At 49.8% G+C, this 24,226-nt stretch carries 21 protein-coding genes and 1 tRNA gene; 9 read left to right on the top strand and 13 right to left on the bottom strand.

Going from position 1 to position 24,226, the window contains the following annotated elements:
- Window positions 1-15: 15 nt before the first annotated feature.
- The 3 genes from ACW9SV_RS19715 to ACW9SV_RS19705 form a co-directional block, all read right to left on the bottom strand.
- Window positions 16-315 carry a hypothetical protein gene (locus tag ACW9SV_RS19715; protein WP_479558489.1) on the bottom strand — a complete coding sequence of 100 codons (300 nt, stop codon included), beginning with the start codon at window positions 313-315 and terminating at the stop codon, window positions 16-18.
- A 585-nt stretch (window positions 316-900) separates the two neighbouring features.
- Window positions 901-2,082 (bottom strand): hypothetical protein, encoded by a 1,182-nt coding sequence (locus tag ACW9SV_RS19710; protein ID WP_479558488.1) that lies wholly within the window; start codon window positions 2,080-2,082, stop codon window positions 901-903.
- A 316-nt stretch (window positions 2,083-2,398) separates the two neighbouring features.
- A tRNA-Arg gene (locus ACW9SV_RS19705) sits at window positions 2,399-2,470 on the bottom strand.
- A 178-nt stretch (window positions 2,471-2,648) separates the two neighbouring features.
- Between ACW9SV_RS19705 and ACW9SV_RS19700 the strand changes: the two genes are divergently transcribed.
- Window positions 2,649-3,068, top strand: a complete 420-nt coding sequence (locus ACW9SV_RS19700) for an organic hydroperoxide resistance protein (protein ID WP_479558487.1) — start codon at window positions 2,649-2,651, stop codon at window positions 3,066-3,068.
- Between the two features lie 119 nt (window positions 3,069-3,187).
- Here ACW9SV_RS19700 and ACW9SV_RS19695 read toward each other — a convergent pair whose 3' ends face one another.
- From ACW9SV_RS19695 to sucC, 6 genes are all read right to left on the bottom strand, one after another.
- Window positions 3,188-4,333 (bottom strand): VWA domain-containing protein, encoded by a 1,146-nt coding sequence (locus ACW9SV_RS19695; protein WP_479558486.1) that lies wholly within the window; start codon window positions 4,331-4,333, stop codon window positions 3,188-3,190.
- Window positions 4,333-6,537, bottom strand: coding sequence for a DUF5682 family protein (locus ACW9SV_RS19690; RefSeq protein WP_479558485.1), 2,205 nt, complete (start codon window positions 6,535-6,537; stop codon window positions 4,333-4,335). The genes ACW9SV_RS19695 and ACW9SV_RS19690 overlap by 1 nt, the downstream gene beginning before the upstream one ends.
- Before the next feature lie 135 nt (window positions 6,538-6,672).
- A complete protein-coding gene (locus ACW9SV_RS19685; protein ID WP_479558484.1) occupies window positions 6,673-7,752 on the bottom strand; it encodes an ATP-binding protein in 1,080 nt (359 codons plus the stop codon).
- A gap of 5 nt (window positions 7,753-7,757) precedes the next feature.
- Entirely contained in the window at window positions 7,758-9,224 is a 1,467-nt protein-coding gene (locus tag ACW9SV_RS19680; protein WP_479558483.1) for a DUF5691 domain-containing protein, read from the bottom strand.
- 2 nt (window positions 9,225-9,226) lie between these two features.
- The gene (locus ACW9SV_RS19675) at window positions 9,227-10,546 is read right to left on the bottom strand and encodes an SWIM zinc finger family protein (protein WP_479558482.1); all 1,320 of its coding nucleotides are present in this window, start codon (window positions 10,544-10,546) and stop codon (window positions 9,227-9,229) included.
- A 255-nt stretch (window positions 10,547-10,801) separates the two neighbouring features.
- Complete coding sequence (gene sucC, locus ACW9SV_RS19670; protein ID WP_479558481.1) at window positions 10,802-11,998, bottom strand: ADP-forming succinate--CoA ligase subunit beta; 1,197 nt, start codon at window positions 11,996-11,998, stop codon at window positions 10,802-10,804.
- 472 nt (window positions 11,999-12,470) lie between these two features.
- Between sucC and ACW9SV_RS19665 the strand changes: the two genes are divergently transcribed.
- The gene (locus tag ACW9SV_RS19665; protein WP_479558480.1) at window positions 12,471-13,157 is read left to right on the top strand and encodes an ABC transporter ATP-binding protein; all 687 of its coding nucleotides are present in this window, start codon (window positions 12,471-12,473) and stop codon (window positions 13,155-13,157) included.
- A gap of 138 nt (window positions 13,158-13,295) precedes the next feature.
- Here ACW9SV_RS19665 and ACW9SV_RS19660 read toward each other — a convergent pair whose 3' ends face one another.
- Window positions 13,296-14,525 (bottom strand): MFS transporter, encoded by a 1,230-nt coding sequence (locus ACW9SV_RS19660; RefSeq protein WP_479558479.1) that lies wholly within the window; start codon window positions 14,523-14,525, stop codon window positions 13,296-13,298.
- Window positions 14,526-14,643: 118 nt separating this feature from the next.
- Here ACW9SV_RS19660 and ACW9SV_RS19655 point away from each other — a divergent pair, with 118 nt between their 5' ends.
- The 5 genes from ACW9SV_RS19655 to ACW9SV_RS19635 all read left to right on the top strand — a co-directional run bounded on the left by ACW9SV_RS19655 (window position 14,644) and on the right by ACW9SV_RS19635 (window position 18,557).
- Window positions 14,644-14,952, top strand: coding sequence for an HNH endonuclease (locus ACW9SV_RS19655; protein WP_479558478.1), 309 nt, complete (start codon window positions 14,644-14,646; stop codon window positions 14,950-14,952).
- Window positions 14,953-15,073: 121 nt separating this feature from the next.
- Window positions 15,074-16,141, top strand: a complete 1,068-nt coding sequence (locus tag ACW9SV_RS19650; protein ID WP_479558477.1) for a DUF6687 family protein — start codon at window positions 15,074-15,076, stop codon at window positions 16,139-16,141.
- 143 nt (window positions 16,142-16,284) lie between these two features.
- Entirely contained in the window at window positions 16,285-16,683 is a 399-nt protein-coding gene (locus tag ACW9SV_RS19645; RefSeq protein ID WP_479558476.1) for a hypothetical protein, read from the top strand.
- Window positions 16,684-16,784: 101 nt separating this feature from the next.
- Window positions 16,785-17,639, top strand: coding sequence for a universal stress protein (locus ACW9SV_RS19640; protein WP_479558475.1), 855 nt, complete (start codon window positions 16,785-16,787; stop codon window positions 17,637-17,639).
- A gap of 6 nt (window positions 17,640-17,645) precedes the next feature.
- The gene (locus ACW9SV_RS19635) at window positions 17,646-18,557 is read left to right on the top strand and encodes an EamA family transporter (RefSeq protein WP_479558474.1); all 912 of its coding nucleotides are present in this window, start codon (window positions 17,646-17,648) and stop codon (window positions 18,555-18,557) included.
- 213 nt (window positions 18,558-18,770) lie between these two features.
- On the opposite strand, the gene ACW9SV_RS19630 is transcribed toward ACW9SV_RS19635, so the two are convergent.
- Window positions 18,771-19,562, bottom strand: coding sequence for a transporter (locus tag ACW9SV_RS19630; RefSeq protein WP_479558473.1), 792 nt, complete (start codon window positions 19,560-19,562; stop codon window positions 18,771-18,773).
- 198 nt (window positions 19,563-19,760) lie between these two features.
- Between ACW9SV_RS19630 and ACW9SV_RS19625 the strand changes: the two genes are divergently transcribed.
- Both ACW9SV_RS19625 and ACW9SV_RS19620 read left to right on the top strand, forming a co-directional pair.
- Window positions 19,761-20,612, top strand: a complete 852-nt coding sequence (locus tag ACW9SV_RS19625) for a M28 family peptidase (protein ID WP_479558472.1) — start codon at window positions 19,761-19,763, stop codon at window positions 20,610-20,612.
- Between the two features lie 383 nt (window positions 20,613-20,995).
- Entirely contained in the window at window positions 20,996-21,871 is an 876-nt protein-coding gene (locus tag ACW9SV_RS19620; protein ID WP_479558471.1) for a WD40 repeat domain-containing protein, read from the top strand.
- A gap of 110 nt (window positions 21,872-21,981) precedes the next feature.
- Here the strand turns inward: ACW9SV_RS19620 and ACW9SV_RS19615 are convergent, their stop codons facing one another.
- Window positions 21,982-23,040 carry an NAD(P)-dependent alcohol dehydrogenase gene (locus ACW9SV_RS19615; RefSeq protein WP_479558470.1) on the bottom strand — a complete coding sequence of 353 codons (1,059 nt, stop codon included), beginning with the start codon at window positions 23,038-23,040 and terminating at the stop codon, window positions 21,982-21,984.
- Window positions 23,041-23,236: 196 nt separating this feature from the next.
- Window positions 23,237-24,172 (bottom strand): pyridoxal-phosphate dependent enzyme, encoded by a 936-nt coding sequence (locus ACW9SV_RS19610; protein ID WP_479558469.1) that lies wholly within the window; start codon window positions 24,170-24,172, stop codon window positions 23,237-23,239.
- Window positions 24,173-24,226: the final 54 nt, after the last annotated feature.

Here is a 24,226-nt window from a genome sequence, read left to right as displayed (position 1 = left end):
AATGTATTGGGGGAGTTAAGAGGCAGAACCATTCATCTTTTTGACAAATTCGGTAAGAGCTGTGTAGGCAATTCTTCCTCCCACCAACGTGGTGCTCATTTTAACAAGGTTTTCTGCTTTGTCTAACTCTTTTACCGTTTTTTTTACCTGGCCCTTTACTTTAGAATCTCCGGTAGCGTCTAACTCCTGTAATGTTTCTTTGGCCTTGGAAAAGATACGGATTGCATCCATTGAGTCCAGCGGACTTTCTGGTTCAAACTCTAGTTCGCCAATTAATTCCTTGAGGGTATTTAAGGCTTCGTGGTTGTCGTTCATTGTTTGTCGTTTGTTAAGTGGTATTAATTATTCTAATGAAATATTTTTGTCTGTAGAAATGCTGCTTTAGGAAGCACTTCAAGTTTTAATTTATCTTTTAGCGTAGTTTGAAAATCCTTTTCCAAATTCTAGCTACACCAAGCGATTCAGAAACTACTTATGTTATCAGAACTAAATTGAAAACAATATCCTGCTACGGCTTTACAAGATCCGCCGTTGCTTAGATGTTGAAACAAGCATGTAGCTTGCCCATGGCTTAAGTCCTCTAAAGGGGCAAGTGAATTCTATAGCAAATTAGATGTTACTATGTTTTACCTTAAGGGCGCAACTAAAGAAAAGAACAATGCCCCAATCAGGAGGTGCTTAAAGGTTAAATCATTTCAATATATAGAAAAAGAGTATCACAAACCAAACTCAGGTAAAAGCGTGCCATCTATAATAAGAGAGCCCCTCCCAACCTGATATTCTCATGTATGTTTTTGGGGGCTTTAGCGAATACTAACCATAAAGCATCCTATTCAGATAAAAGAAAAAGGGTGAACAAACATTCACCCTTTCCTGAGAAGCATAAAGATTTTGAATCTCCTATTTTAGAACAAGTTGCGGAAGCTGGGCATCAAACAATCGGGCAAATTCCTGACTAGTTAAGATATGGCCTTGCTTCTGGGCAGTGTTGGCAAGATTGTAGGCCCATTCTGCAGCAGCCAATCTTTGAGTAGGGGTGCCATGGTGCCCGGTGCTGGTGAAAGAGCAATCTCCTATGTTGAAGAATACTTGCAGGAACTGTTGAACCCTTTTCCACTGCATGGCGGCTCCTCTGGCATGGGAGAGGTAATAGGCAGCGTAGGCATCGGCCATCAGTTCGGTTCTGCGGGTTGACTCAGGGGTTCTGACACCACCGGCGATAATCCCTAAATCATATTGAATTTGGTGCCCAAACTCATGCGCTAATATGGCCTGCGGAGCTACATCGCTGTACCCAATCCCGGCAAAAGCGTCCAGAATCCCATCACCCATGATAATCTTGTCAGGAATCACGCCTATTGGAGACAAAACAAAACTTCTTTGCGCAAAAGCATTGAAGGTGAAGATGGGATGGTTTCCGTCTCTGTATTGAGGGACCTCATCAGCCAACGTTGCTACAATTTCAGCCAGGAGGGTGGCAGTAGCGTGGTCTATACCGAAGGCAACTTCGTAGGTTCTGGTGATCTTGGCTTGGTCAAGCAGCATATTGCCGTGCATGGCAGCCAGCACAATGTCCTCAGACTGAATGTTCCAGAACCGCTGAAGGTCTTTAAATGCTTTAGTCAGTTGTTGACTGTATTCTCCGTTGGCGCCGAAGTATTGGTTTGCGGAGCTGTTCTCAAAAACCAAGGCATCATAAGTGGGAAGATCCAGCATGGCGAAGTCAAGCACATACCCGATGACTTCATTGTTCCAGTCTGCCAGTTGCTGGTTTAGCCAAAGGTTTGAGGGGGTGTTGGCATCACAAGGGGTGGGCTGAATGGCCTTCATTGCCCCAAGAACCAAATTGCGGTACTGAGGATCTGTGTCTAATAGAATGGCTGAGCTTCTTTTGAGCTTTGCCTCAATACCCGCAGGTAGTGACGCCCGCAAGCTGGCCAGCCTTTCTGAAGTTGTAGCCGAAAGCTGATTTGTTTTTTGAAGGGAAGTGGGCTCAACAGAGTTTTCTATTCCGTTTTCACATCCCGAAAGGAAAATAAGGGTTAAGGCGAGGGCCGAAGCCATGTACTTAATTTTTTTCATAAAGAGAATTGGTTTTGAATAAGGTTTAAGTATGAAATGAATAATTGATTTTTAAATGCAGATGTGAGATGCTTAAAAGAGGGTTGTGGCTGTATGTCAGGCAGATGCTGGTTTTTTGCAATTATCTAAACTACCGAATTGGAATGAGATCAACTAACCTTAGTTTAAAAAAAATAATTCCAAGAGAAGAATAGCACGCCAATAAAGTATTTGCCACCAGAAACTTTGTTGAGGTTTGAAAACCAAGGTGGTTATTGAAAGGTAGGAAAGCAGAAAGCCCTCTTAACTAAAAAGTTAAGAGGGCTTTCTGCTTTTGTGGCCGCGCCAGGAATCGAACCTGGATCGAGAGCTTCGGAAACTCCAATACTATCCGTTGTACTACGCGGCCCGGTAATGCGAGGGCAAATGTAGGAAATGCCTGCTTAGAATGAAAGTGCTCCCCGGCGTTTTTTGCCGGGTTTCTGAGAAAGCGCTCAAAATCAGAAGAGAAACGAGGGTGGGGCTAACATTTTTGGTTTAAAATAGTTTACAGAGAATACCACAGTTCATCACCAAAGAGAGAAACTATGAAAAGATTGTACACGGCAGAAGTAACTGCCACCGGAGGCCGTAATGGTCAGGTTAAATCAACAGACGGAATCATTGACATGCCCGTGCGTTTGCCTGAAGGCTTGGGCGGCAAAGGCGGAGCCACGAACCCCGAGCAATTGTTTGCGGCAGGATATTCGGCTTGTTTCCAGAGTGCGCTCCAGTTGGTAGCTAGCAAGCAGCAGATCAAGCTAGATGAAAACTCTACTGTAACCGCACAAGTGGGCTTAGATCAATTTGAGGATGGACGCTACGGCTTGTCTGTACAGCTAGATGTGAAAGTAGATGGCGTAGACCGCGCCAAAGCCGAAGAGTTGGTAGCCCAGGCGCATGAGGTGTGCCCTTACTCAGTGGGTACCAAAGGCAACATAGACGTGAAACTGAACGTGCTTGACTAAATGGGTTTTAAGCCTGTTTCCGCTAAAATAAATCAAAAACGGGAGCCCTGTTCAGGAGCTCCCGTTTTTGATTTATGCTGCCAGATTGTAGGTACAGGTTAGGCGAACAGCGTGAATCATCATGTCACTTTAATGGACTGCGTGGCTGCCCACTGGCCAATATCCTGTTTGCTCAGCGCATGGGCCATCAAGTCTGGGAAGAGGTCTGGGGTGCAGGCAAATACCGGTATCCCGATGGAAGCGAAAAATTCAGCGTTGCGGTGATCATAGGAGGGAGCGCCGTCATCATTGAGGGCTAGCAACGTGATCACTTGCACGCCGGCTTCTACCAGGCGGGCGGCGGTTTTCTTCATCTCTGCTTCGTTCCCGCCCTCATATAAATCCGTGATGAGCACTAGCACAGTGTCAGTGGGTCGGGTGATGATCTGCTGGCAATAGATGAGCGCCGCGTGGATGTCGGTGCCGCCGCCTAATTGCACGCCAAACAGCAGTTCCACCGGGTCTTGCAACTCATCTGTAAGATCAGCCACGGCGGTGTCAAACACCACCATTTTGGTTTGTACTGCTGGGATGGAAGCCATCACCGCACCGAAGATGCCGGAATACACCACCGAAGACCCCATGGAGCCGCTTTGGTCAATGCAGAGCACCACATCTTTCAGAGCCCGACGTTTGCGACCGTACCCAATGCGTACTTCCGGGATGATGGTCTGGTACTGGGGCTGGTAATGCTTCAGATTTTTCTGAATAGTGGCGGGCCAGTCAATCTCATTATGGCGCGGCCTCCGGCTTTTGACAGACCTGCTAAGGCTTCCGGTGATCGCCTGCTGTGTAGGAGCCGCCAATTTTTTGAGAAGGTCATCCACTACTTTTCTGACCACTTGCCGGGCCGTGTCTTTGGTTTTGGCCGGAATCACGCTGCTCAGGCTCATGAGGTTGGCTACCAGGTGCACATCTGGTACCACGGTCTCCAGCATCTCGGGCTCCAGCAACATGGAGGTAAGGTTGAGCCGTTTCAAAGCATCCTGCTGTAGTACCTGCACCACCGTATTGGGAAAATACTCCCGAATGTCTCCAAGCCAGCGGGCTACGTTAGGCGAAGAGGCACCCAAGCCGCCTTTTCTGGGGCCGTTCTGGTACAAGGCTTCCAGTGTTTTGTCAATGCCGGTTTCCAACTGGCTCAATGGCATGGGCAGTTCATCTTTGGTTTCGCTGCCCAAAACCAATCGCCAGCGTTTCAGCTTTTCTGCGTCAGTGTGTTCCATTATGCATGCGTAAGGCCTAATAGGCTATAAAATACCGGCAATACTTTGCGGGCACGTTCCTGATCTATTTCAATATCCTGAGAAGAAACCATGGATACGCTGCCCCCAGACTTTGCCTTGCTGGCCAGTTTGCGTTTTTCTGCCCCGGTATAATCAGCGAAGGTTCTCCTTAGAATAGGAACCAGCTCCTGAAATGTCTCGGGGGAAAGGTCTGTAAGCCAATCGTCGATAATGCTCCAGATTCTGTCGTCCAGTAGCAGGGTAGTGGCACTGTTCTTTAGGAAGCCTTCAATCCAAGAAGAAGCGTAAGTAGGAGCATTGCCACGTGACAAGGCGTTGCTGAAGGCCGTTGCGGTGGTTTCAGCATCAAACACGCCGGCGCTTTGCAGCAACTTGCAGCAGGTACCGCTAATGAGCGCATTTACCTGGTGCGTGGTCAAGACCTGTTCCAGGGCTTCGTACCATTGGGCGTGATAGGCTTCTTCTTCCAGCAGCAATACCGCCTGGTCTAACCGGAGTGTCCAGCCGGCAAGCGTTGTTCCTGTGTCTTCATTGATGTTGGAACAGGCAGCAGGGAGCCCGGCGCAAATACGAGCCATGAGAGAATCCATGATTAGTTGTACCGTACCCGCGTCTGTGTTGCGCACGTTTCCGTAGCGTTTTACCTGTACCAGAGGCAGGAAGGCCTGTATGAGTTCCTGTACGTCTGAGGTATTGGCGGCCAGTACATCTAATCTTTTCATCAAGGCGGCCACTCCCGCAGTCAACTCCGCCGGAATTGCGTGCTCCAGAAGCTCCGTTACTTGGGGTAATTGCCTGGCCTGCGTCGACAAATGAGCTAGGTAAGCGTTGGCGGCTTCCTCCAAGGTATTTCCCCAAGCGGCTTTCTCCAGTAGCTGAATGTGGAGTTCTGGTCTCCAGTGTAATTCCCACTCTTCTTTGAACGTGCCCTTGCCTGATACATCACGTTTCTCGCCCCACGGAATCTCCAGCACCAGCAAGCGGTGTAGCAGAATGCTTCTGAGCAAGCCAATTTCATCCCGCAGATCCAGGGCCTGTACCTTGGGTAGTTCCTGAGGCTTGAGCCTAAGTTTTTTCTGCCAGGCTTCCAGATCCCGCTGCAAGGGCACTTGGGGCGACTCCGCAGGAATGTTCCCGATGTGGTGCCCTACAATGAGTTCTTTCCAGATGAGCTGCAATTGGATGTCATCGCCCATGCACATGACGGTGCGCACCGCTTCGTTGAACTCCAGCAGCCCCGCTTTGTGCTGCCCTCTCAGGCCAGCCAGTGAATGGACCAGCCGCAGGGTTTCAATCACGTGGGCCGAGGAAATCTCTATCTGGTTTTCCCGGAAAACCCGGGCCACATGGATCAGCCACTGCGTGCCGTCATCCTCGGGATGGTGCCACAGGTGCTTGTACCAACCCGGGGAGTTGATGCCTGCCCCGTAACCGCTCTCAAAGGAGAGTCGGCTGTAGGTCCAGGGAATCCAGGTGGTTTCTACTTTGGTTTTGGGCAATTTGCGCAGCAACTCGTCATCTGCTTTCTGCGAAATTACTTGTTGCAACGCAGGAACGTGCCAAGCCCCACAGACCACGGCTATCTGGGCGTACATTTCCTTTTGGGCCGTCCTGATGCCTCTTCGCATGAAGGCTTCCCGAAGCGGTTCCAATGAGTTTTTAAAATCAGGATGGGTTTCGCGCAGCACCTGCATGGCCTCGGCGATGGCCTCAAAGGTGGAAACGGAGTTCTGGCTGAGTTCTACCTGTTGCTCCCACCATAGTTCGGCGTCCTCGTATCCGGCAATGTTCGCCAGGTATTGCAGCGGGTTATGATGGATTTCCTGCGAAATGTCGGCAGTATCCTTTTCCTCTGCTTCCTGCTGAAGGGCAAACTTATGTGTGAGCGGCAAATCAATGAACCGAATGGGCAGTCTGTGTTCCAGACCGTACAAAATGGCCTGCCATTCCGGGGAAAACTCCGCGAACGGATAGAAAACGGCGTGTTGCGGAGAATCTGGACGGTACACCAGCATGGCTACAGGCGGGGCCATCTCTGCGTGCGTGGCCCACCTGACTAATTCTTCTCCTTCTGGAGGACCTTCAATCAGGATGATGTCGGGGCGCAGTTGTTCCAGCGCATGCCGCACGTGCCGCGCCGAACCTGGGCCATGGTGCCGTATCCCTAAAACATGAACCGCCATAATGAGAGGGTGTGAAGTATGGTTGTAAAGAAAGAATATGAACCGCTGAAGCACCAAGGTAACTTAAGTGCCCCAACTGGTTTGAAGCCAGTTTTGAAAAAACAGGCCAGAAACAGGTTTGCAGAGGTGCGCGGCTTACATCATGTCCCGGCAGGAACGGTAAAGGTCTTTCCAGCCTTCCCGCTGTTTCACCACGGCTTCCAGGTACTCTTGCCACACAATCTTATCCTGCACCGGGTCTTTTACTACCGCGCCTAACACTCCGGAAGCCAGGTCGTGGGCTTTCAGGCTGCCATCGCCGAAGTGGTGAGAGAGGGAAAGACCGCTGTTCATTACCGAGATAGCCTCGGCGGTGCTGAGGGTGCCGGAGGGTGATTTCAGCTTGGTTTTTCCGTCCACAGACACTCCACTCCTGAGTTCCCGGAAAATGGTAACAATGCGGCGGATTTCTTCGGTGATGGGTTTCTCCACGGGCAATGCCATGTGCTGACTGAAGGATTTTACGCGTTGCTGCACAATCTCCACTTCTTCTTCCATGGAGTCCGGCACCGGCAGAATCACGGTATTGAAGCGGCGTTTCAAGGCGCTGGAAAGCTCATTTACCCCTTTGTCACGGTTGTTAGCGGTGGCAATCACATTGAAACCGGTAATAGCCTGCACTTCAGTGTTCAGTTCGGGAACGGGCAGTGATTTCTCTGACAGAATGGTGATCAAAGAATCCTGCACGTCTGAGCCAATGCGGGTTAACTCCTCTACCCGGGCAATCTTTCCGGTCTTCATGGCGCGCATCATAGGGGTTTCCACCAGGGCCTCGGGTGTAGGGCCGGTAGAGAGAAGGCGCGCGTAGTTCCAGCCGTACCGGATGGCTTCTTCTCCGGTGCCAGCCGTGCCTTGCACCAACAAGGTAGAGTTCCCCGAGATGGCAGCGGCCAGATGTTCCGAAACCCACGATTTGGCGGTGCCGGGCAATCCGTACAGAAGTAAAGCCCGGTCTGTGGTGAGAGTAGCCACGGCAATCTCCATCAACCGGCGGTTCCCGATGTACTTGGGAGTCACTTGGAAACCGTTGGGAAGGGTATCGCCCATCAGGTACGCGACTACGGCCTGTGGTGAAAGTTGCCAATTGGGCGGTACCTGTTGGCGGTCTTGTTTTTTAAGTTCTTCCAGTTCTTCCGCGAACTGATGTTCCGCGTGTTGGCGTATGACGTTTTGCATAAAGTTTAAAGCAAGGCGTTTATTTGTTCTTTGGTGTGCAGCATGCGGGTCATCTCTGTGCAGACGTTCCGGAAAAAACGCATCTGGTACTCTTCTGATTCTTTGTTGATGTACTCCTGCAGCACAGGCAACATGTCTGGGTTCATCTGAAGGGCCCACCGGTGATACAGTTGCTGCGTGATGGTGTAAGGGTTCTTGACTAGATGTCTGAGCAACTGCTGATTGATCTCTTTTGGAATAATGGTGTACTCCTCTGCCAGTAAGGTCCGCAGGTAAAAGCCAGATTGTCCTTCGGCTAGTCTGGATGCATAGGAAAAGCGTTCGGGCAAAGGAAGGATCGTAAGCAGGTCTATGCTCCTGACTTCTTTGCCGGCTAATAAAGCATGAGCCAATTCTGTATTTTGAAACCGCAAGGCATTTTGGGCCAAGGCCGGAAGGAACAGGTGCTTGCTAGCGTGGTTGCCCCAAAGCTGAACGACCTCTGGAAGGTTGAGGCCGTAAGTTTCCTGCCAGAAAGTTGGCGGAACAATCTCCAAAGCCTGAGCAACCCAATAATCGGCATCATCTACGTTTTTTTGGCTGCTGGTTTTCTCAAACCCTGCTGCAAACAGTTCATCAGAAGGAGAAACGTCTGCATTTATAACGAAAACTTTCTTCTTCGCTAACAGCATCACTCGTTCCTCTTTCAATCGCACCGCTTCTTTCAAATAGGCTTGCACCAACTGGTTTACCCTGGAGCTAGGCAATTGAAGCAGAAGCTTGTACACTTCCTGTCGTACTTTCTGACTTTTATCTGAGAGCTGGGTTTCCAGAAACGGCTCATCTGCCAAGGACAGGTTGGGTAGAAGCAAGGCCAGCAGTTCGGCCCGGGCGTTAGCGCCTTCTTCTTGTAGGTTGGCTTGCAGGAGCGCCAAGGCGTCCTCCGGAGCTTCGGACCGAAGTCTACGGAAGAAGGTTTTCCGCTGCTCCCAACTGCCGGTTTCCCAAAGGTTTTCTTCCTCAGGAGCGTGCAGAATTTGCCAGGCGGGGTTCATCTGGACTAACCATTGTCCGCGGTTTCCGCTCATCTGCAGAAGGGCCTCTCTCACAGCTTTTTTCTCTACCGCCATAGACAGGATCTCAGGCAACAACTCGGGGCGTACTATATGCTGTGCCCCTTGGCATTTGAATAGGAAGTAGTCCAGCAGAAGTTCTTCTTTGTGCAGAATAAACTGCCGCAAAAGGGCATTTGCCTCCGGGGAGATTATTTCTACTGTTTCGGCAGGCGGTGCGTCATGTTGAAGGGTTAGTTCAGGAAGCTGTTTTCCGGCTTCTTCGGCCAAAAAGTACCCAAAGGAGAGTTTAAGAAAAGCATCTTCTTTGTCTTCGGCGGTAGCGGCAATGGCCTGTGCCATCTCCTGCGCCAAAGGAGGCAGGGCAGCGGGAACGTATTGGTTTGTTCCCAGCATGGCTGTCTTTAAAAGGTCTTGCATGTTCAGGCCAGGGAGTAAAAATGTTGGGAGATCCAGTAGGCATGTAGGGTAACTCCTTGCGGTTCATACACCAGGAAAGCGGTAAAGGAATCGGCGCCGGTGGTGGCCAAGGTCCGCCAGCCGTCCACCTCCGGATTAAGCAGCCGCAAGCTGAGGTTCTCTTTGTCTACCAGATACCATGCACCTTTTTGATGCACCACCCGAACTTGCGCTACCAAAAAGGGAATTTGTTCCAGAAAGGGTTGAGTGGAAAGTGCCCCGGCTACTTTCTGCAATACTACTGTGAAATTGGGTTCTGCGATAGGAACTTCAGATGCCCCAATTCCATGCTGGTTTTTGAGAAGCGCCCGCAACGGAAAAACTGCAGGGTAATAGACCACTTCAGCGAAAATGGCAGAACCTACTACCAAGGAAAACTGAGGCATTTGCCCCAATGGATAGAAATTTAGTAACAACCCAAAACGTTGACTCTTCAAACCAAACAGCCAAATGCGTTCTGTGGTAAGCCTGTCTTCTTCTTCCAGTTCGCGGCTTAGTACCAGCCAGGTATCTAACAAACCCTCCTGTTGAAGCAACTGTTCTTTGGCCGTATTCCAACCAATCAAAGTTCTTACTTCCGTCTGAAGCAGGGGAGAGACGCTCTCGCTGTTTTTAAAAGCCTCAGTGAGCAGGTACAGAGAAGACAACTTCCGGAGAAACGGTTTCTGCCAGCCTTCCTGGTGAAAGGAAAGCCGGGACAACCTGTTCAAGGAGTTTGCGATAGCAGGTGCCTGGGCATCTACCATCCGGGCCGTGATGGTACGATGGAAGGAGTGGGAAACCGAGGGTACCTGATGGATTCCGTTCCGCACTAAGTCCTTGAGCCAAACGCGTAGTTCTTCCAGGCCGGCAGCTACTTTCTTTTCCCTTTCTTCTGACCGCTTCTCCTGGGCCCTAGCATCAGGCTTTTTAGGAGTTGCTACCGTTTCTTTTACATCTTTGGCCTCCGCTTTCCCGGCCCGTTTGGAGAGCCATTCCTGCACATCTGCCGCCATGTCTTGCACTGCCTCAAACACCGATGGGGTGCGGGCATGCAGGTACAAAAGTCCTAACCCGTGTTTGCAGGGGAATTTTCGGCTGGGGCAGGAGCACTTGAAGGCAATATTCTGCAGGTCTACTACCGTACGGTACGGGTTTTTGCCGCTGCCCTGGCAATCGCCCCACATGGCTTTTTCATGGATAGCTTTGGTAACCCACTTGCTGTTGGTAGCTAACTGTTGCCCCGCCTTCACGGAAGCCGCGTCTGGGGCCAACTGGGTAATCTGGTCTTCAGTGAGGGGCATGAAATCTTCTTGGAAGTCGCTGCTTAGGTAAGTTTAATTTTGATGGAAAGCGTGAGTAAAATAGTAAAATTTCCCTTCTGTTTCTAGTTCAGCTTCTATACTTCGTGCCAGTAGTTGGAGGATTATCCTAAATACATTATCGGGTTGTAAGGCAACGCATTCTATTTCAGGCCTGTTTTTCATAAAATAGCCCAAAAAACAAGAAAGCCTTCCTGTTTCCAGAAAGGCTTTCTTGTTTTTGTATAGAAGGTAGGCTTACACAGTAGCTAACACGTCTTTTACTTTCTGAGCAGCTTCTTTCAAGGCTACGGCAGAGTATACTTTCAGACCAGACTCGTCAATGATACGGGCGCCTTCTTCGGCGTTGGTTCCCTGCAGACGCACAATGATTGGAACGTTGATAGTGCCAATGTTTTTGTAGGCTTCTACCACACCGTTAGCAACACGGTCGCAACGCACAATACCCCCGAAGATGTTGATCAGGATGGCTTTTACGTTCGGGTCTTGCAAAATCAGACGGAAACCAGCTTCTACGGTTTGCGCGTTCGCTCCACCTCCTACGTCCAGGAAGTTAGCCGGCTCCCCGCCAGAAAGCTTGATGATGTCCATGGTGGCCATGGCCAGACCAGCACCGTTCACCATACAGCCAACGTTACCGTCCAGCTTCACATAGTTCAGGTTGCTCTTGCTTGCTTCTACTTCCAAAGGATCTTCCTCGGCTAGGTCGCGCAGGTCAGCCAGGTCTTTGTGACGGAACAGGGCGTTATCGTCCAGGTCTACTTTACCGTCAACGGCCAGAATCTTGTTGTCTGAAGTCTTCAACACTGGGTTGATCTCAAACATAGAAGCGTCGGTATCCAGATAAGCGTTGTACAAGCTGGTCAAGAACTTTGTAAATTCTTTGAACGCCTCACCTTGCAAACCGAAGGCAAACGCAATCTTATTGGCCTGGAACGGACGAAGACCAACCGCTGGGTCAATCCACTCTTTGAAGATTTTCTCTGGCGTATGCTCCGCTACTTCTTCAATGTCCATACCGCCTTCAGTAGACGCCATGATCACGTTTTGACCTTTGGCTCTATCTAATAAGATAGAAACATAATATTCTTTAGGCTCAGAGTCACCCGGATAGTATACATCCTGCGCCACCAGCACTTTGTTTACTTTTTTGCCTTCTGGTCCGGTTTGGTGCGTTACCAATTGCATGCCAATGATCTGGCCCGCAATATCTTTCACCTGCTCCAGGTTTTTGGCCAATTTCACCCCGCCGCCTTTACCGCGACCGCCCGCATGAATCTGGGCTTTGATTACGTGCCAGCCAGTGCCGGTTTCCTCGGTTAAACGCTTAGCAGCGGCTACCGCCTCTTCGGGGGTCTCTGCCACGATGCCTTCCTGAACGCGAACGCCGTAGCGTTTCAGAATGTCTTTCGCCTGGTACTCGTGTATATTCATGAGGTTAGGTTGATGTTATTAGGTGCACGAAAGTAAGGTATACGGGTTACTTTTCAAAGCAAGCACCGCATTGCGGGAAGTTCTGAGTCCTGAGTCTTGGGTCCTGTAAGAGAATTTGAATAGAAAAGCCTTCTTGAACCCTGACGCGAGTTTGCAGTTGGTACTCATTAGAAAACTGGTTTTTGAAAGGAGCCAAAATATTTAAAGAAAAGGTACCAGTAGGACGTACAAACACAAACCGACAGCAAGCATTGGCATTGACCAACATGAACCAGTAAGCAACTTTTCGGTTATTTTCCTGAAATCAGGCCTAAATCGCATCAAACTGGTTAACTCAGGACTCAGGACTCAAGACTCAGAACTCAGGACTCCTCTAAAAAGAACCCATTCTGCCAAACCTGCGTTGAGACCCAGAGGGCTAATTTGGCGCTTGGGTTGCAATTGCCGTCCCTTCCTTATTGTTTTGTAGTGCATGAGTATAGAGAAACCGATTTTGTTGGAAGCCCGAGGGCTGTTTAAATCTTACGGAAAGCTTCCGGTCCTGAAAGGGATTGACCTGACCATCGGCGAAGCCGAAGTTGTTTCCATTGTGGGCGCCTCTGGGGCGGGAAAGAGCACTTTGCTGCACTTGCTAGGTACCCTGGACGCTCCTGATGCCGGCGATGTCTTCCTGCACGGTCAGAAAATCTCAGGAATGAGCAACAAGGAAGTAGCCCGGTTCCGAAACCGGAACATCGGTTTCATCTTCCAGTTCCACAACCTGCTTCCTGAGTTCACCGCCCTGGAGAATGTCTGCCTCCCGGGTTTTCTGGCCGACCGGCCGGAGAAAGAAGTGGAAACCCGGGCCAAGGAGCTTTTACAAATGTTGAACCTGGACCATCGGATGGACCATAAACCCTCTGAGATGAGTGGGGGAGAGCAGCAGCGTACTGCCGTTGCCCGAGCCCTTATCAATTCCCCCAAGCTTATCTTCGCTGATGAGCCCAGCGGAAACCTGGATTCCAAGAACGCCGAGGAACTGCACCAGATCTTCTTTAAACTTAGGGAGGAGCTTGGCCAAACCTTTGTGTTGGTCACCCACAACCCCGTTCTGGCAGATATGGCTGATCGTAAACTGACCATGAAAGATGGTTTCCTACTGCAGCCAGAACAAGTATAACCCTGTAGAGGAGACACTATATACTAATTAAAAAGCCGATTAGCGCCTGTTTTCTGAAAACAAGCGCTAATCGGCTTTTAATATTTTAGATTCTGCGGTTTATCTCTAAACTAAGAATTTAGGACTCAGAACTACCTTTTAGCTCACCTGCCTCAGCTTCATCACAACGCCCATGGAAACAATGGTGAAGACAGTGGCGATAATTCCTACTGTCCCGAAATGCAGCAGTTCCTGAGAACCCGGAGCATTGGTAATCACCAAACCGGAAAGGAAAGCGGCTAAGCCAGAGGCAAGCTGTTGCACCGATGAGTTCACACTCATGAAAGATCCGCGCAGCCGCGGTTCCACGCTGGAGGTGATCAAAGACATGGCGGGCACAAACCTCGCCCCGAAAAAGATAAAGAAGAAGGTGGTCACTACAAACGCTTGCCAATGGGGTACCCTTGCCAAATGGGTTACCACTAAGATGGGAATCACGGAAACCAAGGCTGCAATTTGAAACACCCTCTTTTTCCCAAACCGGTCCGAAAGCCGTCCGGCCATCTGGGAAGTCACCACGGTGGCCAACCCCCCAAAAAGGTAAATATAACTCAGTTCCGCCTCTTCAAACCCCACGTTGGCTACCATGTAGGGGCTTAGGAAAGGCACCACGGTGAAACCCGCCAGGGAGAGCGTCACCATCAAGGTAAAAGCCCATAAACAATTAGACTGGCTGAAAATGGTGACCAGCACCTTGGCCGGATGCTGGGGAACATGCTGCAAAAGGTGCTGGCGCATGGGAGGGAGCATTCGCCAGGTCAAAAGCAAAACCAGTACGCTCAAGCCTGTGAGGAGGTAAAAGGGCGCGTGCCAACTGGCGTGGCTGGCAAGGTACAATCCCACGGGTATTCCTCCAATAGACGCCACCGAAAACGCTGCCATCACCTTACCGGTTGCGGCTCCCCGACGTTCCTCGGGAATGGAATCGCCAATTATAGCCAGCACCAACGCCCCTAGCACGCCGCCAAAAGCCCCTGCCAGAATACGGGCGATCAGGAGGAACGAGAAGGTAGGGGCCAGGGCACAGGCAAACGTACCCAGCGTGAACCCCAGGTACAAGCCCATTAAAGCGTTTTTCCGATCGAAGCGGTCAATGAAGAAGGCACTCAGTAACCCAGAGATGGCCGCACTAAACGTATACGCCGATACCAGGAAGCCAAACTCCCGCGGACTGATGTTGAAAACGCGCATCAATTGTGGCCCTAAGGGCATCATGATCACAAAGTCCATGATGTGCGTAAACTGGATGGCCGCCAAGATAAAGAGCAACCATTTTTCGCTTAGGGCTGGGCCAGTAGTTTGGGTGGAGGCAGTAGGGGATAGTGACATAAATGAAAGGCATCCGTTTGCTGGGATCAAAAGCTTTACGCGGCACAACGTCAGAGGTTTGTCTCCTTTTTGAAGGGGCCACCCTATGAAGGTAACAAAGAAGGAAGTAAAAAGGAACATGGCAAAAAGAATCAGGAAAAAGGAAGAGAGCGCAGACCCGGTGTGCGCCCTTTGTGAGCGAGAGGTTGGGTTCACCACGTTGCACCACTTGATCCCGCGGGAGGAGGGAGGCCGCCATGGACCTACGGCCCCGTTGTGCCAGCCTTGCCATAGCACGGTGCACCTTACCTACAATAACAAAGAATTGGCGGTGCTGTATAACTCCATTCCGGCTTTGCGTGCCTCTGAGGGATTACAAAAGTATTTGCAGTGGGTGAAAAACAAGCGCTTAGACAAAATCACGAACCGGCGAGGCAAGAGAAGGTGAGGCGTGTATTTGCGTTTCAAACCTTATTTTGCCAAATAGCCTTCAAATCAACTTTCCCTCAACACCTTCAAGCGTGAGCCTGGGTTTCCGGCTCTCGCCCTTAAGGTAAGTATCCCGTAGCATGAACCCGTACACGTATCTCCCTTTTCCCCAAGTCAAAAAGCAGCCTGCCGTAGTAGTTGATAGTTTCCACCCTAATGGCTTGGTGCTTTCGCACTGGCGAGAAGCGCCAACGCCGCCAGGATTGCGGGAAGATACCAGTGCCGGTATGGTGCTCCAGGCGCTTAAGCAAGGATATCCCCAATTGGAGAACTATCATTACGTAACCGCCAACCACTTTGACATTGATGCTTTGGTAGGAATTTGGGCCTTGTTGCATCCTGACTTGGCATTGCAGCACGAAGAAACCCTTCGGCAAATGGCCATCATTGGCGACTTCCGTGAGCTGGATTTAGAGGCTCCTTTTGCGAAAGAAGCCCTGAAACTGGTGTGTTGGATCAATGCGGAGGAAAAAGCCCGGTTTTACCCTCCCTTTGGGGCAGAAGACCTGGAGGAAAACGAGGTAATCGCCTCTATCCCGAAATTCCACTATTTTCTGGGTGCTTTTGAAAAAGTACTCCTGAATCCTGCATTATTTCAACAGGTCTGGGAGCCAGAGTTTAATCAGATTTTGCAAGGGTATCATCAAATCTATGGGAAGGAATCAGAAATAGTCCTAAACGATGCCTTGGGTTTGGTAGTAGTGGAGACCCCTGTTCCCGTTCATTATTACGCCTTGTTTAGCCCTACAGGAGGCTATGACATAGTGGTTTCTTGTTATGCCCAGAACAAGTATGAACTTGAGTGTAAGTACACTACCTGGGTAGACCTGGAAAGTAGGCCAACGTTGCCCCGGCCAGATCTTAGGCCATTGGCCAAAGAACTTACCTTAATGGAGAAATCGGGCTTGACTTGGGTAGCTGATGGTGTAACCGATACAGGGCCTTTGCTGCGCTTGCAGGCGGGTAAGTTGAGTAAAGCCCAACGGTACGGCAATCCGCAGGAGAGGGAGTTTTACTCTTCTTCTATAGAAAAGGACTCGTTTCTACAAACCGTAACTCAATATTTGCAGAATGCATTTTCAAATATCACTCCTAAAAAGAGGTGGACCTGGGCCGAAGTGAAAGCGTTAAATACTGAAAAATTATAAAATTTGATGTTTACATTTGAGAATTTCAAAACAGTTTATAACTTTATAAAAACAAAATTATTTAATATTTAATAAGTCACTTGCCACTCTCCGGTATCCCCCGCCCAGATAGTAGTGCATCTGCAGAAATGTCTGACGCTGCTATGATCAAAATCGCACATAATCCTTTCTACCGGTTAAAAGTAGACCAAGCCAGGAATATCATTTATCTGAAGGTAAAAGGATGCTGGAACACCCCAGAGGAGGTTCCGTTTTACATGCTACACCTCAAGGAAGCCATGGCACTGGTAAAACCAGGGTTTTCCATCCTGACCGATATAAGAGAATTAGAGGAGTATTCTCCTTCCGTGCGCCGGATGCACATTGATGCCCAGAAACTAACGGTAGAGGCCGGCATTTCCCAATTGGCCGAGGTGCACCAACTTAACAATGCCATCAACCAGCTGGCCATGGCTATGGCAGAAGAAAGCCAAGTGCCCCTGAACATCTTTGATTCTATGCAGGACGCCGAGACTTGGCTCGTAGAACTGCAGCAGAAGTAGCCCACGCTTGAAAAGGAAAGTATAACCAAAACGCTATATTCACGTTTTGTAAGGAAGCACAGGTCTACTTTGCCAGCGCTGTGAACCAGACATACGATCCTATGAAAAAGATTCTTTGCCCCGTTGACTTCTCCAAGACTTCTAACAAAGCAGCCGAGTATGCTGCCCATATAGCCCAACGCACCCAGGCGTCCCTTACCCTGCTTCACGTTCTGCATTTGCCCATGATGGACACCACCGAATCGGCTTTGATGGCCAGTCAGGTGTTGGATGAGCAACGTCGCGTGTCTTCTGATAAACTCCACAGTTTGTCGCTGCACCTTCAAAACATGTTTGCCAATGCCGGTGGGTGTGTTTTCTCCTCTGATGTAAAAGTGCAGGAAGCCTTTTTAGCCGATGCCGTAGAGCGGTTGGTGCAGGAAGAAGGGTATGATTTTGTGGTGCTGGGTACTACGGGCGGCGGCAATACTTTGGAAGAGATCCTGATTGGCAGCAACACTGAAAGTGTAATCTCTCAGGTGAAATGCCCGGTACTGGCAATTCCAGCCAAAGCCACCTATCCAGAGATTCACCGCATTGTGTATGCCTCAGACTACCAACCCGAAGATGTACGGGCTCTACGGGAAGTAGTAGGCCTGGCCTCGTTGTTTCAGGCCGAGGTGGAAGTGGTGCACGTAACTTCCAAAGCAAAGTCTGGCGGAGACCGTCATGCGCAGGAATTGATAAGTACCCTGCGGAATGAGTTTGGCGGTTTGCCTATAGGATTCCAGGAAATAGAGCACCCCGAAAAAGACACCGGCCTTAAAGATTACCTTAGCCGTACCCACAGCAACATGCTAGCCATCCTTAAAAAGCGCCGCAGTTTTTTCAAAGACCTTTTTGGCATGAGCCTTTCAGAAAAATTAACCTACCAAACCAAACTGCCTTTGCTGGTTTTGCACGCAGACGCTGATTAACAACCCATGAACGTTTCTTCTACTTCCGGGGCTCCGGCTACCGGATGGCTTAAAATCGCGGCCTTTGCCGCGATTTACATTATATGGGGTTCTACCTACCTGGCCATCGCCTTTGCCATAGAAACCCTTCCTCCGTTCTTGATGGCGGGCCTACGTTTCCTGTTTGCCGGTGCTATCCTTTTTACCTGGGCTAGGTGGCGCGGGGCAGCCGCTCCCTCTCCGGTGCACTGGCGAAATACGGCCATCATCGGCGGATTTCTGCTTTTGATCGGAAACGGAGCCGTGGTCTGGGCCGAACAAAGGGTAGCCTCCGGAGTGGCTGCCTTGCTGGTTACTACAGAGCCTTTATGGGTGGTCATCTTGCAGTGGTTAGGCAAAGGGAAAAAAGCACCTTCAAAAGGCGTGCTCCTTGGGCTCTTGTTAGGCGCCATTGGAATGGTGGTGCTGGTAAGCCCCTGGAAGTTGGAAGGAGGCGTTGACCTGATGGGAAGCGTCATCGTGTTCCTCTCGGCTGGGGCTTGGGCCTGGGGTTCCTTGTATTCTTCCAGAGCCACCTTACCTTCTTCTCCCATCTTAACCACCGGTATGCAGATGCTGTGTGGTGGAGCCTTGCTTCTGTTAGCAGGAACTGCCTCCGGTGAGTGGCAAACCGCCGATTGGGCTTCGGCAAGTCTTCAGTCTTGGTTAGCCTTGGGGTATCTGGTAGTGTTCGGTTCGCTTATTGCCTTTTCTGCCTACAGTTGGCTTACCCGGGTAGCGCCTCCCTCACAAGTCTCCACTTATGCCTATGTGAATCCGGTGATAGCGGTCCTTCTGGGTTGGGCCTTTGCGCATGAGGTTGTCACAAGCCAGACCATCATCGCAGCGGTTCTTTTAGTGGCGGCAGTTGTGCTTATTACTTTAAAAGCCAAACATTGATTAGGTCAAAAGTTCAGTTACTCAAAAGAGCGAAAAATAGGCAGGTTGTGAGAAGCCGCCTATTTTTCGCTCTTTTGAGCTATTAACAGGGGCTTTAAACCAATTTCTTGTTCCTGTTTTTGGCCTTTTTTCATGATAACGGACCAAAAATCCTACTCATTTTCTGATTTCTACTAGCCTGACTAGGAAGGTTGCGGTGAAAAAGGAATAGACTTAGCGGGGCAAACGAAAACTTATGCCGCCGCCCAAAAACATTTCCGGAGCCTGTGAGGAAACCCCGATGCCAACAATCCCATCAAGTTGCAGGTAAGGCAAAATCAAGTATTGAATGTCGGCATCAATCTGGTTTTCGGCGGGGCTGCCTTTGGGCTTCTCTCCAAAAAACTCCGCAGAAACGGTGAGGTTCTCGTTTATTTTTCGGCTGAGCGTGGCCGAGTACTGGAGTTGGTTCTCCATGCCTCCTTCTTCCATCTCGCGCCTGAAACCCGCATTGTACTGAAGTTTTAATTTGTCTGTGAGTTTGTTGGTGAACAGCAGCATGGCTTCGGGGGCAACTTTCCTGGGTTCAAAGGTATCCTGCCCTATAGGCAATTCCAGCATGGCCAGAACAGATACTTCTGGTATGGCCCCCTGGGCTTCTACCACGTTCATTTTCGTTCCTACCCTTACGGTGCTCAACCCTTTGTTCTGCAGTAAAAGAGCATCTCCGTTTCGGAAATCCTCGCGCCGGTAAGTGGCTTCCAGTCGGAATTCAGCAGCTTTGAGAACTCCTAAGCGTATTAAAGCCTGTGGGTAAAGCCACTGTTTGTTTTCAACTCCTTCTTGTCTCTTCTTCTGGTATTGGAAGCCGGTTTCTAGTTGGTAATATCCCTTGGGAACCGTGCTGGAGGCTTGGGTGCGGGTAGGGCGGTCTGTTTCAAATTCTGGTTCTGAACTTGGTGAATCCTGCGCCAGAGCACCTAGCTGCAATAGCCCGAACGAGAACAAAAGGATGGCTTTTTTCATGGTGTGGTTTGCTGTTAACTGCCACAGGTACGGGGAGCCTGGGGGTAGGTTTGCGGCCAAGCCATCCTCCAAATCAGATACTGTATTAACCAATTGAAATTCTGTATTAAGTCATTTAGAAACCGTATTAATTCTAACAAGCTTAAGCAACTTCACTTGGTTGTAGCAGTACAAAGCAGAAACCAATGCCTGCATGCTATGCCTATCCAACGTGACCGCCTCTACGCCGATGTGCAATACCTCACCACTCTGAACCCGCCCCGCAGCATTGGCTATCCTGAGTCGTTGAAAAAGGCGGAAGCTTACATTGAGGCGCAGTTCTGTAAACTAAGCGGGCGGGTAAGCAAGCAGGCGTTGCACCAAGGCTTCAACAACCTCATTCTGTCGTATGGCCCAGAGGAAGGGGAGCGGGTCATTGTGGGTGCTCACTATGACGTCTGCGGAGACACCCCGGGAGCAGATGACAATGGGAGCGCCGTAGCTGGTTTGCTGGAGTTGGCCCGGGTGGTACACGAGGAGAAGCCAGGCGTAAAGCACCGGATTGACTTTGTTGCGTTCAACTTTGAGGAGCCGCCCTACTTTGCCACCGAGAAAATGGGTAGCGCCGTGCACGCCCGGTCTATGAAGAAGGATAAGGTAGACGTGAAACTGATGATCTGCCTGGAGATGATCGGGTATTTCACAGATAAGCCCAACTCACAGGAGTTTCCCCATGAGTCATTGAAGAACCTGTACCCTAACACGGGCAACTTTATAGTAGTAGTTGGTCAAATGGGGCAGGAGAAAACGGTGAAACGGGTGCAGCAGTTCATGAAAGAGCATTCCCGCATAGATGTCCAGTCTATTGCCGCTCCTCCAGGCTTGCCCGGTGTCTCGCTCTCAGACCATCGCAATTACTGGGCGCAAGGCTACCAGGCGGTTATGATCAATGACACCTCCTTCCTCCGCAATCCGCATTACCACCAAAGGTCAGACACCATTGACAAGCTTGATTTTGCCCGCATGACGGAGGTCGTGAGAGGTGTCTATGCCGCCATGTTAAACTTTTGAAAGTTGCCCTTTTAGGAGTATGCAGCTGATTCGCAGTTGGTTGAGTTATCTGATGGTCTCAAAACTGGAAAAAGGCAAATCTAATGGCAAGATCAAAAACTAACTTGAGTATCAAGCTTTGTAGCTGAACCCCTCTCTATTTTGACGTAGAGATGTTTTAGGTATGGCCTAGTTGAATGTACAGGAGTGACAATCATGGGTTTGTATTTGCAACTGAAAAACATAAAGTATTATTTATTACTATTTGACTTAATATTTGTACTTTGCTGGCTATTAAATATAAAATTAAATATATGACAAGGAGTAAAGGTATTTTCTTAGCAGTTTGTTTAAGCTTAAATACAGGTTTTTCCTTTGGGCAAACAAAACTAAAACCCTTGGTTTTGTTGAAGCATGAAGAGAACCTGATGTTTCAGGATGCGGTTTTTTCCCCCGATGGAAACCGCCTGGTTTCGGTGGGCAACCAAGGCATGTTGTACCTTTGGGATGCAGCGCAATCGTTTCCGGTGAGTTTTAAAAAAGTGTTTGAAGGAACAGCCCTGGCCTGCGCTTACTCAAAAGATGGGAAGTATATTGTCACTGGTGGGGAAGAGAAATCCATCAAAATCTTGCAAGCAAAAGACCTGAGTGAGGTGAAAACCATTGCGGGTTTACCGGCCAAAGTACGCCAGATTGCCATGACCGGGAACCGGTTGGTGGCCTTGCTCCAGAACAATGAGATCAGGATTTACAACACCGATACTTGGGAGAAAATAGGTAAGCCGCGATACGCCGCCAAAGACTCCAAGATTGTGTTTAGTAACAAAGGAGATCGGTTTTACGCCTGGTTTTCAAGCCGTATTTACGCTATCTCGGCCCAAAACGGAGAACCACTCAACGTGTTCAACACCAACTACGCCACCCCAACAGATCTAGCCCTCAGCACCGATGATCACTTTCTGGCGGTGGGCTATGGCCAAGCCGATGAGATCATGCGCATTTATGAAACCAATGACTTTAAGCAGGTAAAGGCGGTGAAAAAGAACGGGGCCGGAGATTACGTAACTGGTATGTCTTTCTTTCATACCAGCAATAAACTGCTCTACCTCTCTAATGCCGGCAATGCCACCCTCAAGATTTATGATGTAGAGAAAGACACTAACACCTCGGTGTCAAAGGGAGGAAGCTCTGCGGGTAGAACGTCTATCTCCCGTGATGACTCCAAAGTGATTTTGGCACCCAAAGGATTCAACTCCATTCAGCTAATGTCGATTATGTAAGAATATGTTTCAGGGCTGATTTTTAGAAATCAGTCCTAAAACAGCAGAGCCGGTCTTTTACAAGGCCGGCTCTGCTGTTTTAGAAGTATTTATTTTACACTAGCCCTCAACTAGGCGCTGGTGCTTTCCAAGCTGGACATGTCAATGACAAAGCGGTATTTCACGTCACCGGCCAACATGCGGTCATAAGCCGTGTTGATCTGGTTGATGTTGATGACCTCTATGTCTGACAGAATGTTGTGCTCAGCGCAGTAGTCCAGCATTTCCTGGGTTTCGGCGATGCCGCCAATCAGAGAACCGGCTATTCTGCGGCGCCCGAAGATTAGCGTTCCGGCGTGCAGTTCAGGAGCTTCTGGTGGAACGCCTAGCAAAATCATGGTCCCGTCTCTACGAAGCAGGCTGGCGTACATGTCCAAGCTCACTTTGGCAGACACTGTGTTGATGATAAAGTCAAAGTAACCGGCTACCTGGCTTAAAGCTTCCTGGTCTTTGGTCACTACAAACTTGTGCGCTCCCAAAGCTTGGGCATCGGCTTCTTTGGAAAGGGAGGTGCTTAGCACAGTCACCTCAGCGCCCATAGAAGCAGCCAATTTTACTGCCATGTGGCCCAGACCACCTAAGCCTACCACGCCCACTTTGTGGCCTTGGCCTACGTTCCAATGGCGTAAAGGAGAGAAAGTAGTGATACCGGCGCAAAGAAGCGGCGCCACCCGGGCCAGATCCTGATCTTCCCTGATTTTAAGCACGAAGTTCTCGGAAACCACAATTTGGTTAGAATACCCGCCGTAAGTGGGTGTGTCTAACCCTGGCTCTGGGCTGTTGTACGTGCCAATAAACCCTTTCTCGCAGTATTGTTCCAGGCCGTCGTTACAGCTGGAGCAGCTTTGGCAGGAACCCACCATACAGCCTACCCCCGCCATTTCGCCTACGGCAAACCGGTTTACATGGTCCCCAACTTTTACAATGCGGCCCACAATCTCGTGCCCAGGAACCACCGGGTACAGGGCACCGCCCCATTCGCCTTTGGCCGTGTGCAAGTCTGAGTGGCACACTCCACAGAAAAGGATCTCTATTAAAACGTCATGCGGACCAACATCGCGGCGCTCAAAATTAAAGGGGGCCAGCGGGGAGTTGGGGTCAAAAGCAGCGTAACCTTTGGTTTCTATCATTGTCTTATAGTTTGTTGAACAGTTAAAGCGGTTTACATAAAAGATACGGGAAGAACGGCTTCAGGATATGTTCCTTTTGAAGGTTCTTCCAAAAGCTGTGTTAATGCCTTAACCCTCAACTGCTGTCTTACAGGAAACCTAGCCCATTGGGTTTGCCTTCCTGTACCCGTTTTAAGGCTTTTTTCCTAAAAGAGCTTTAAAAAGGAAGCTTGGTTACATCAATGTTTCCGCCAGAAAGAATGATCCCAACTTTTTGCCCGGCATAGGCTTCTTTTTCCCTGAGCAAAGCGGCCAAGGCTACCGCGCTGGAAGGCTCTACAATAATTTTCATCCGTTCCCAGATCAGGCGCAGGGCATTGGTGATTTCTGCTTCCTCCACCCGGATGATCTTGTCTACATATTTCTGGATGATAGGGAAATTGATGTCGCCTAGTTGCGTTCTGAGGCCATCGGCGAGGGTGTTGGTGCTTTCATTGGACTCTATTTGTCCGCTTAAAAGCGAACGGTAGGCGTCATCGGCTTCAAAAGGCTCACCCCCAATTACCTTGCAGTTCTGCCCGAAGAAATGGGCAGCAAGTGCCGTTCCACCTATCAGTCCGCCCCCGCCTACTGGAGAGAAAATGTAGTCCAGATCAGGTTGGTCTTCCAAAAGTTCCATGGCCGCCGTTCCCTGCCCCAGAATAACCGCCAGGTCGTTAGACGGATGAATGAAGAAGGCACCGGTTTCTTTTTCAACCTGCGCAGCTACTTCTTCGCGGGCGATGGGATTGGAGGCGCTTTCCACGATCTGACCACCGTAGCCTCTGACGGCAGCTTTCTTTACCTCCGGCGCATTTTCTGGCATTACAATGTACGCCTTTATGCCTACGCTTTGCGCTGCTAGGGTAAGGGCTTGGGCAAAGTTGCCTGAGGAGTGAGTGACTACCCCGCGGGACTTCTGGTCTTCAGAGAGTTGTAGTACGGCGTTCATGGCACCCCGCATCTTGAAGGCTCCCATTCGCTGGAAGTTTTCACATTTGAAATAAAGGTCTGCCCCGGCAATGTCATTCAGCAGGCGAGATGTCAGAATGGGGGTACGGTGGATGAAAGGGGAAATTCTTTGTTGGGTGGCTAGTAGGTCATCTTTTTGCATAGTCAAAGGAAAGGAAGAAGTATTAAGGCAAGTTCTTCGGCTTACTTGCAAAGG

The organism is Rufibacter sp. JT20002, assembly GCF_056491185.1.
This window is presented reverse-complemented; position numbering and strand designations above follow the sequence as displayed.

Excerpts from the sequence above, each read along its gene's own strand:
- ACW9SV_RS19715 (WP_479558489.1), bottom strand. The coding sequence starts at position 315 with ATGAACGACAACCACGAAGCCTTAAATACCCTCAAGGAATTAATTGGC.
- ACW9SV_RS19640 (WP_479558475.1), top strand. The coding sequence starts at position 16,785 with ATGAAAAAGATTCTTTGCCCCGTTGACTTCTCCAAGACTTCTAACAAA.
- ACW9SV_RS19645 (WP_479558476.1), top strand. The coding sequence starts at position 16,285 with ATGATCAAAATCGCACATAATCCTTTCTACCGGTTAAAAGTAGACCAA.
- ACW9SV_RS19680 (WP_479558483.1), bottom strand. The coding sequence starts at position 9,224 with ATGCAAGACCTTTTAAAGACAGCCATGCTGGGAACAAACCAATACGTT.
- ACW9SV_RS19690 (WP_479558485.1), bottom strand. The coding sequence starts at position 6,537 with ATGGCGGTTCATGTTTTAGGGATACGGCACCATGGCCCAGGTTCGGCG.
- ACW9SV_RS19700 (WP_479558487.1), top strand. The coding sequence starts at position 2,649 with ATGAAAAGATTGTACACGGCAGAAGTAACTGCCACCGGAGGCCGTAAT.
- ACW9SV_RS19655 (WP_479558478.1), top strand. The coding sequence starts at position 14,644 with ATGGCAAAAAGAATCAGGAAAAAGGAAGAGAGCGCAGACCCGGTGTGC.
- ACW9SV_RS19625 (WP_479558472.1), top strand. The coding sequence starts at position 19,761 with ATGCCTATCCAACGTGACCGCCTCTACGCCGATGTGCAATACCTCACC.
- ACW9SV_RS19660 (WP_479558479.1), bottom strand. The coding sequence starts at position 14,525 with ATGTCACTATCCCCTACTGCCTCCACCCAAACTACTGGCCCAGCCCTA.
- ACW9SV_RS19635 (WP_479558474.1), top strand. The coding sequence starts at position 17,646 with ATGAACGTTTCTTCTACTTCCGGGGCTCCGGCTACCGGATGGCTTAAA.
- ACW9SV_RS19665 (WP_479558480.1), top strand. The coding sequence starts at position 12,471 with ATGAGTATAGAGAAACCGATTTTGTTGGAAGCCCGAGGGCTGTTTAAA.
- ACW9SV_RS19685 (WP_479558484.1), bottom strand. The coding sequence starts at position 7,752 with ATGCAAAACGTCATACGCCAACACGCGGAACATCAGTTCGCGGAAGAA.
- ACW9SV_RS19630 (WP_479558473.1), bottom strand. The coding sequence starts at position 19,562 with ATGAAAAAAGCCATCCTTTTGTTCTCGTTCGGGCTATTGCAGCTAGGT.
- ACW9SV_RS19695 (WP_479558486.1), bottom strand. The coding sequence starts at position 4,333 with ATGGAACACACTGACGCAGAAAAGCTGAAACGCTGGCGATTGGTTTTG.
- ACW9SV_RS19615 (WP_479558470.1), bottom strand. The coding sequence starts at position 23,040 with ATGATAGAAACCAAAGGTTACGCTGCTTTTGACCCCAACTCCCCGCTG.
- ACW9SV_RS19710 (WP_479558488.1), bottom strand. The coding sequence starts at position 2,082 with ATGAAAAAAATTAAGTACATGGCTTCGGCCCTCGCCTTAACCCTTATT.
- ACW9SV_RS19675 (WP_479558482.1), bottom strand. The coding sequence starts at position 10,546 with ATGCCCCTCACTGAAGACCAGATTACCCAGTTGGCCCCAGACGCGGCT.
- ACW9SV_RS19650 (WP_479558477.1), top strand. The coding sequence starts at position 15,074 with ATGAACCCGTACACGTATCTCCCTTTTCCCCAAGTCAAAAAGCAGCCT.
- sucC (WP_479558481.1), bottom strand. The coding sequence starts at position 11,998 with ATGAATATACACGAGTACCAGGCGAAAGACATTCTGAAACGCTACGGC.
- ACW9SV_RS19610 (WP_479558469.1), bottom strand. The coding sequence starts at position 24,172 with ATGCAAAAAGATGACCTACTAGCCACCCAACAAAGAATTTCCCCTTTC.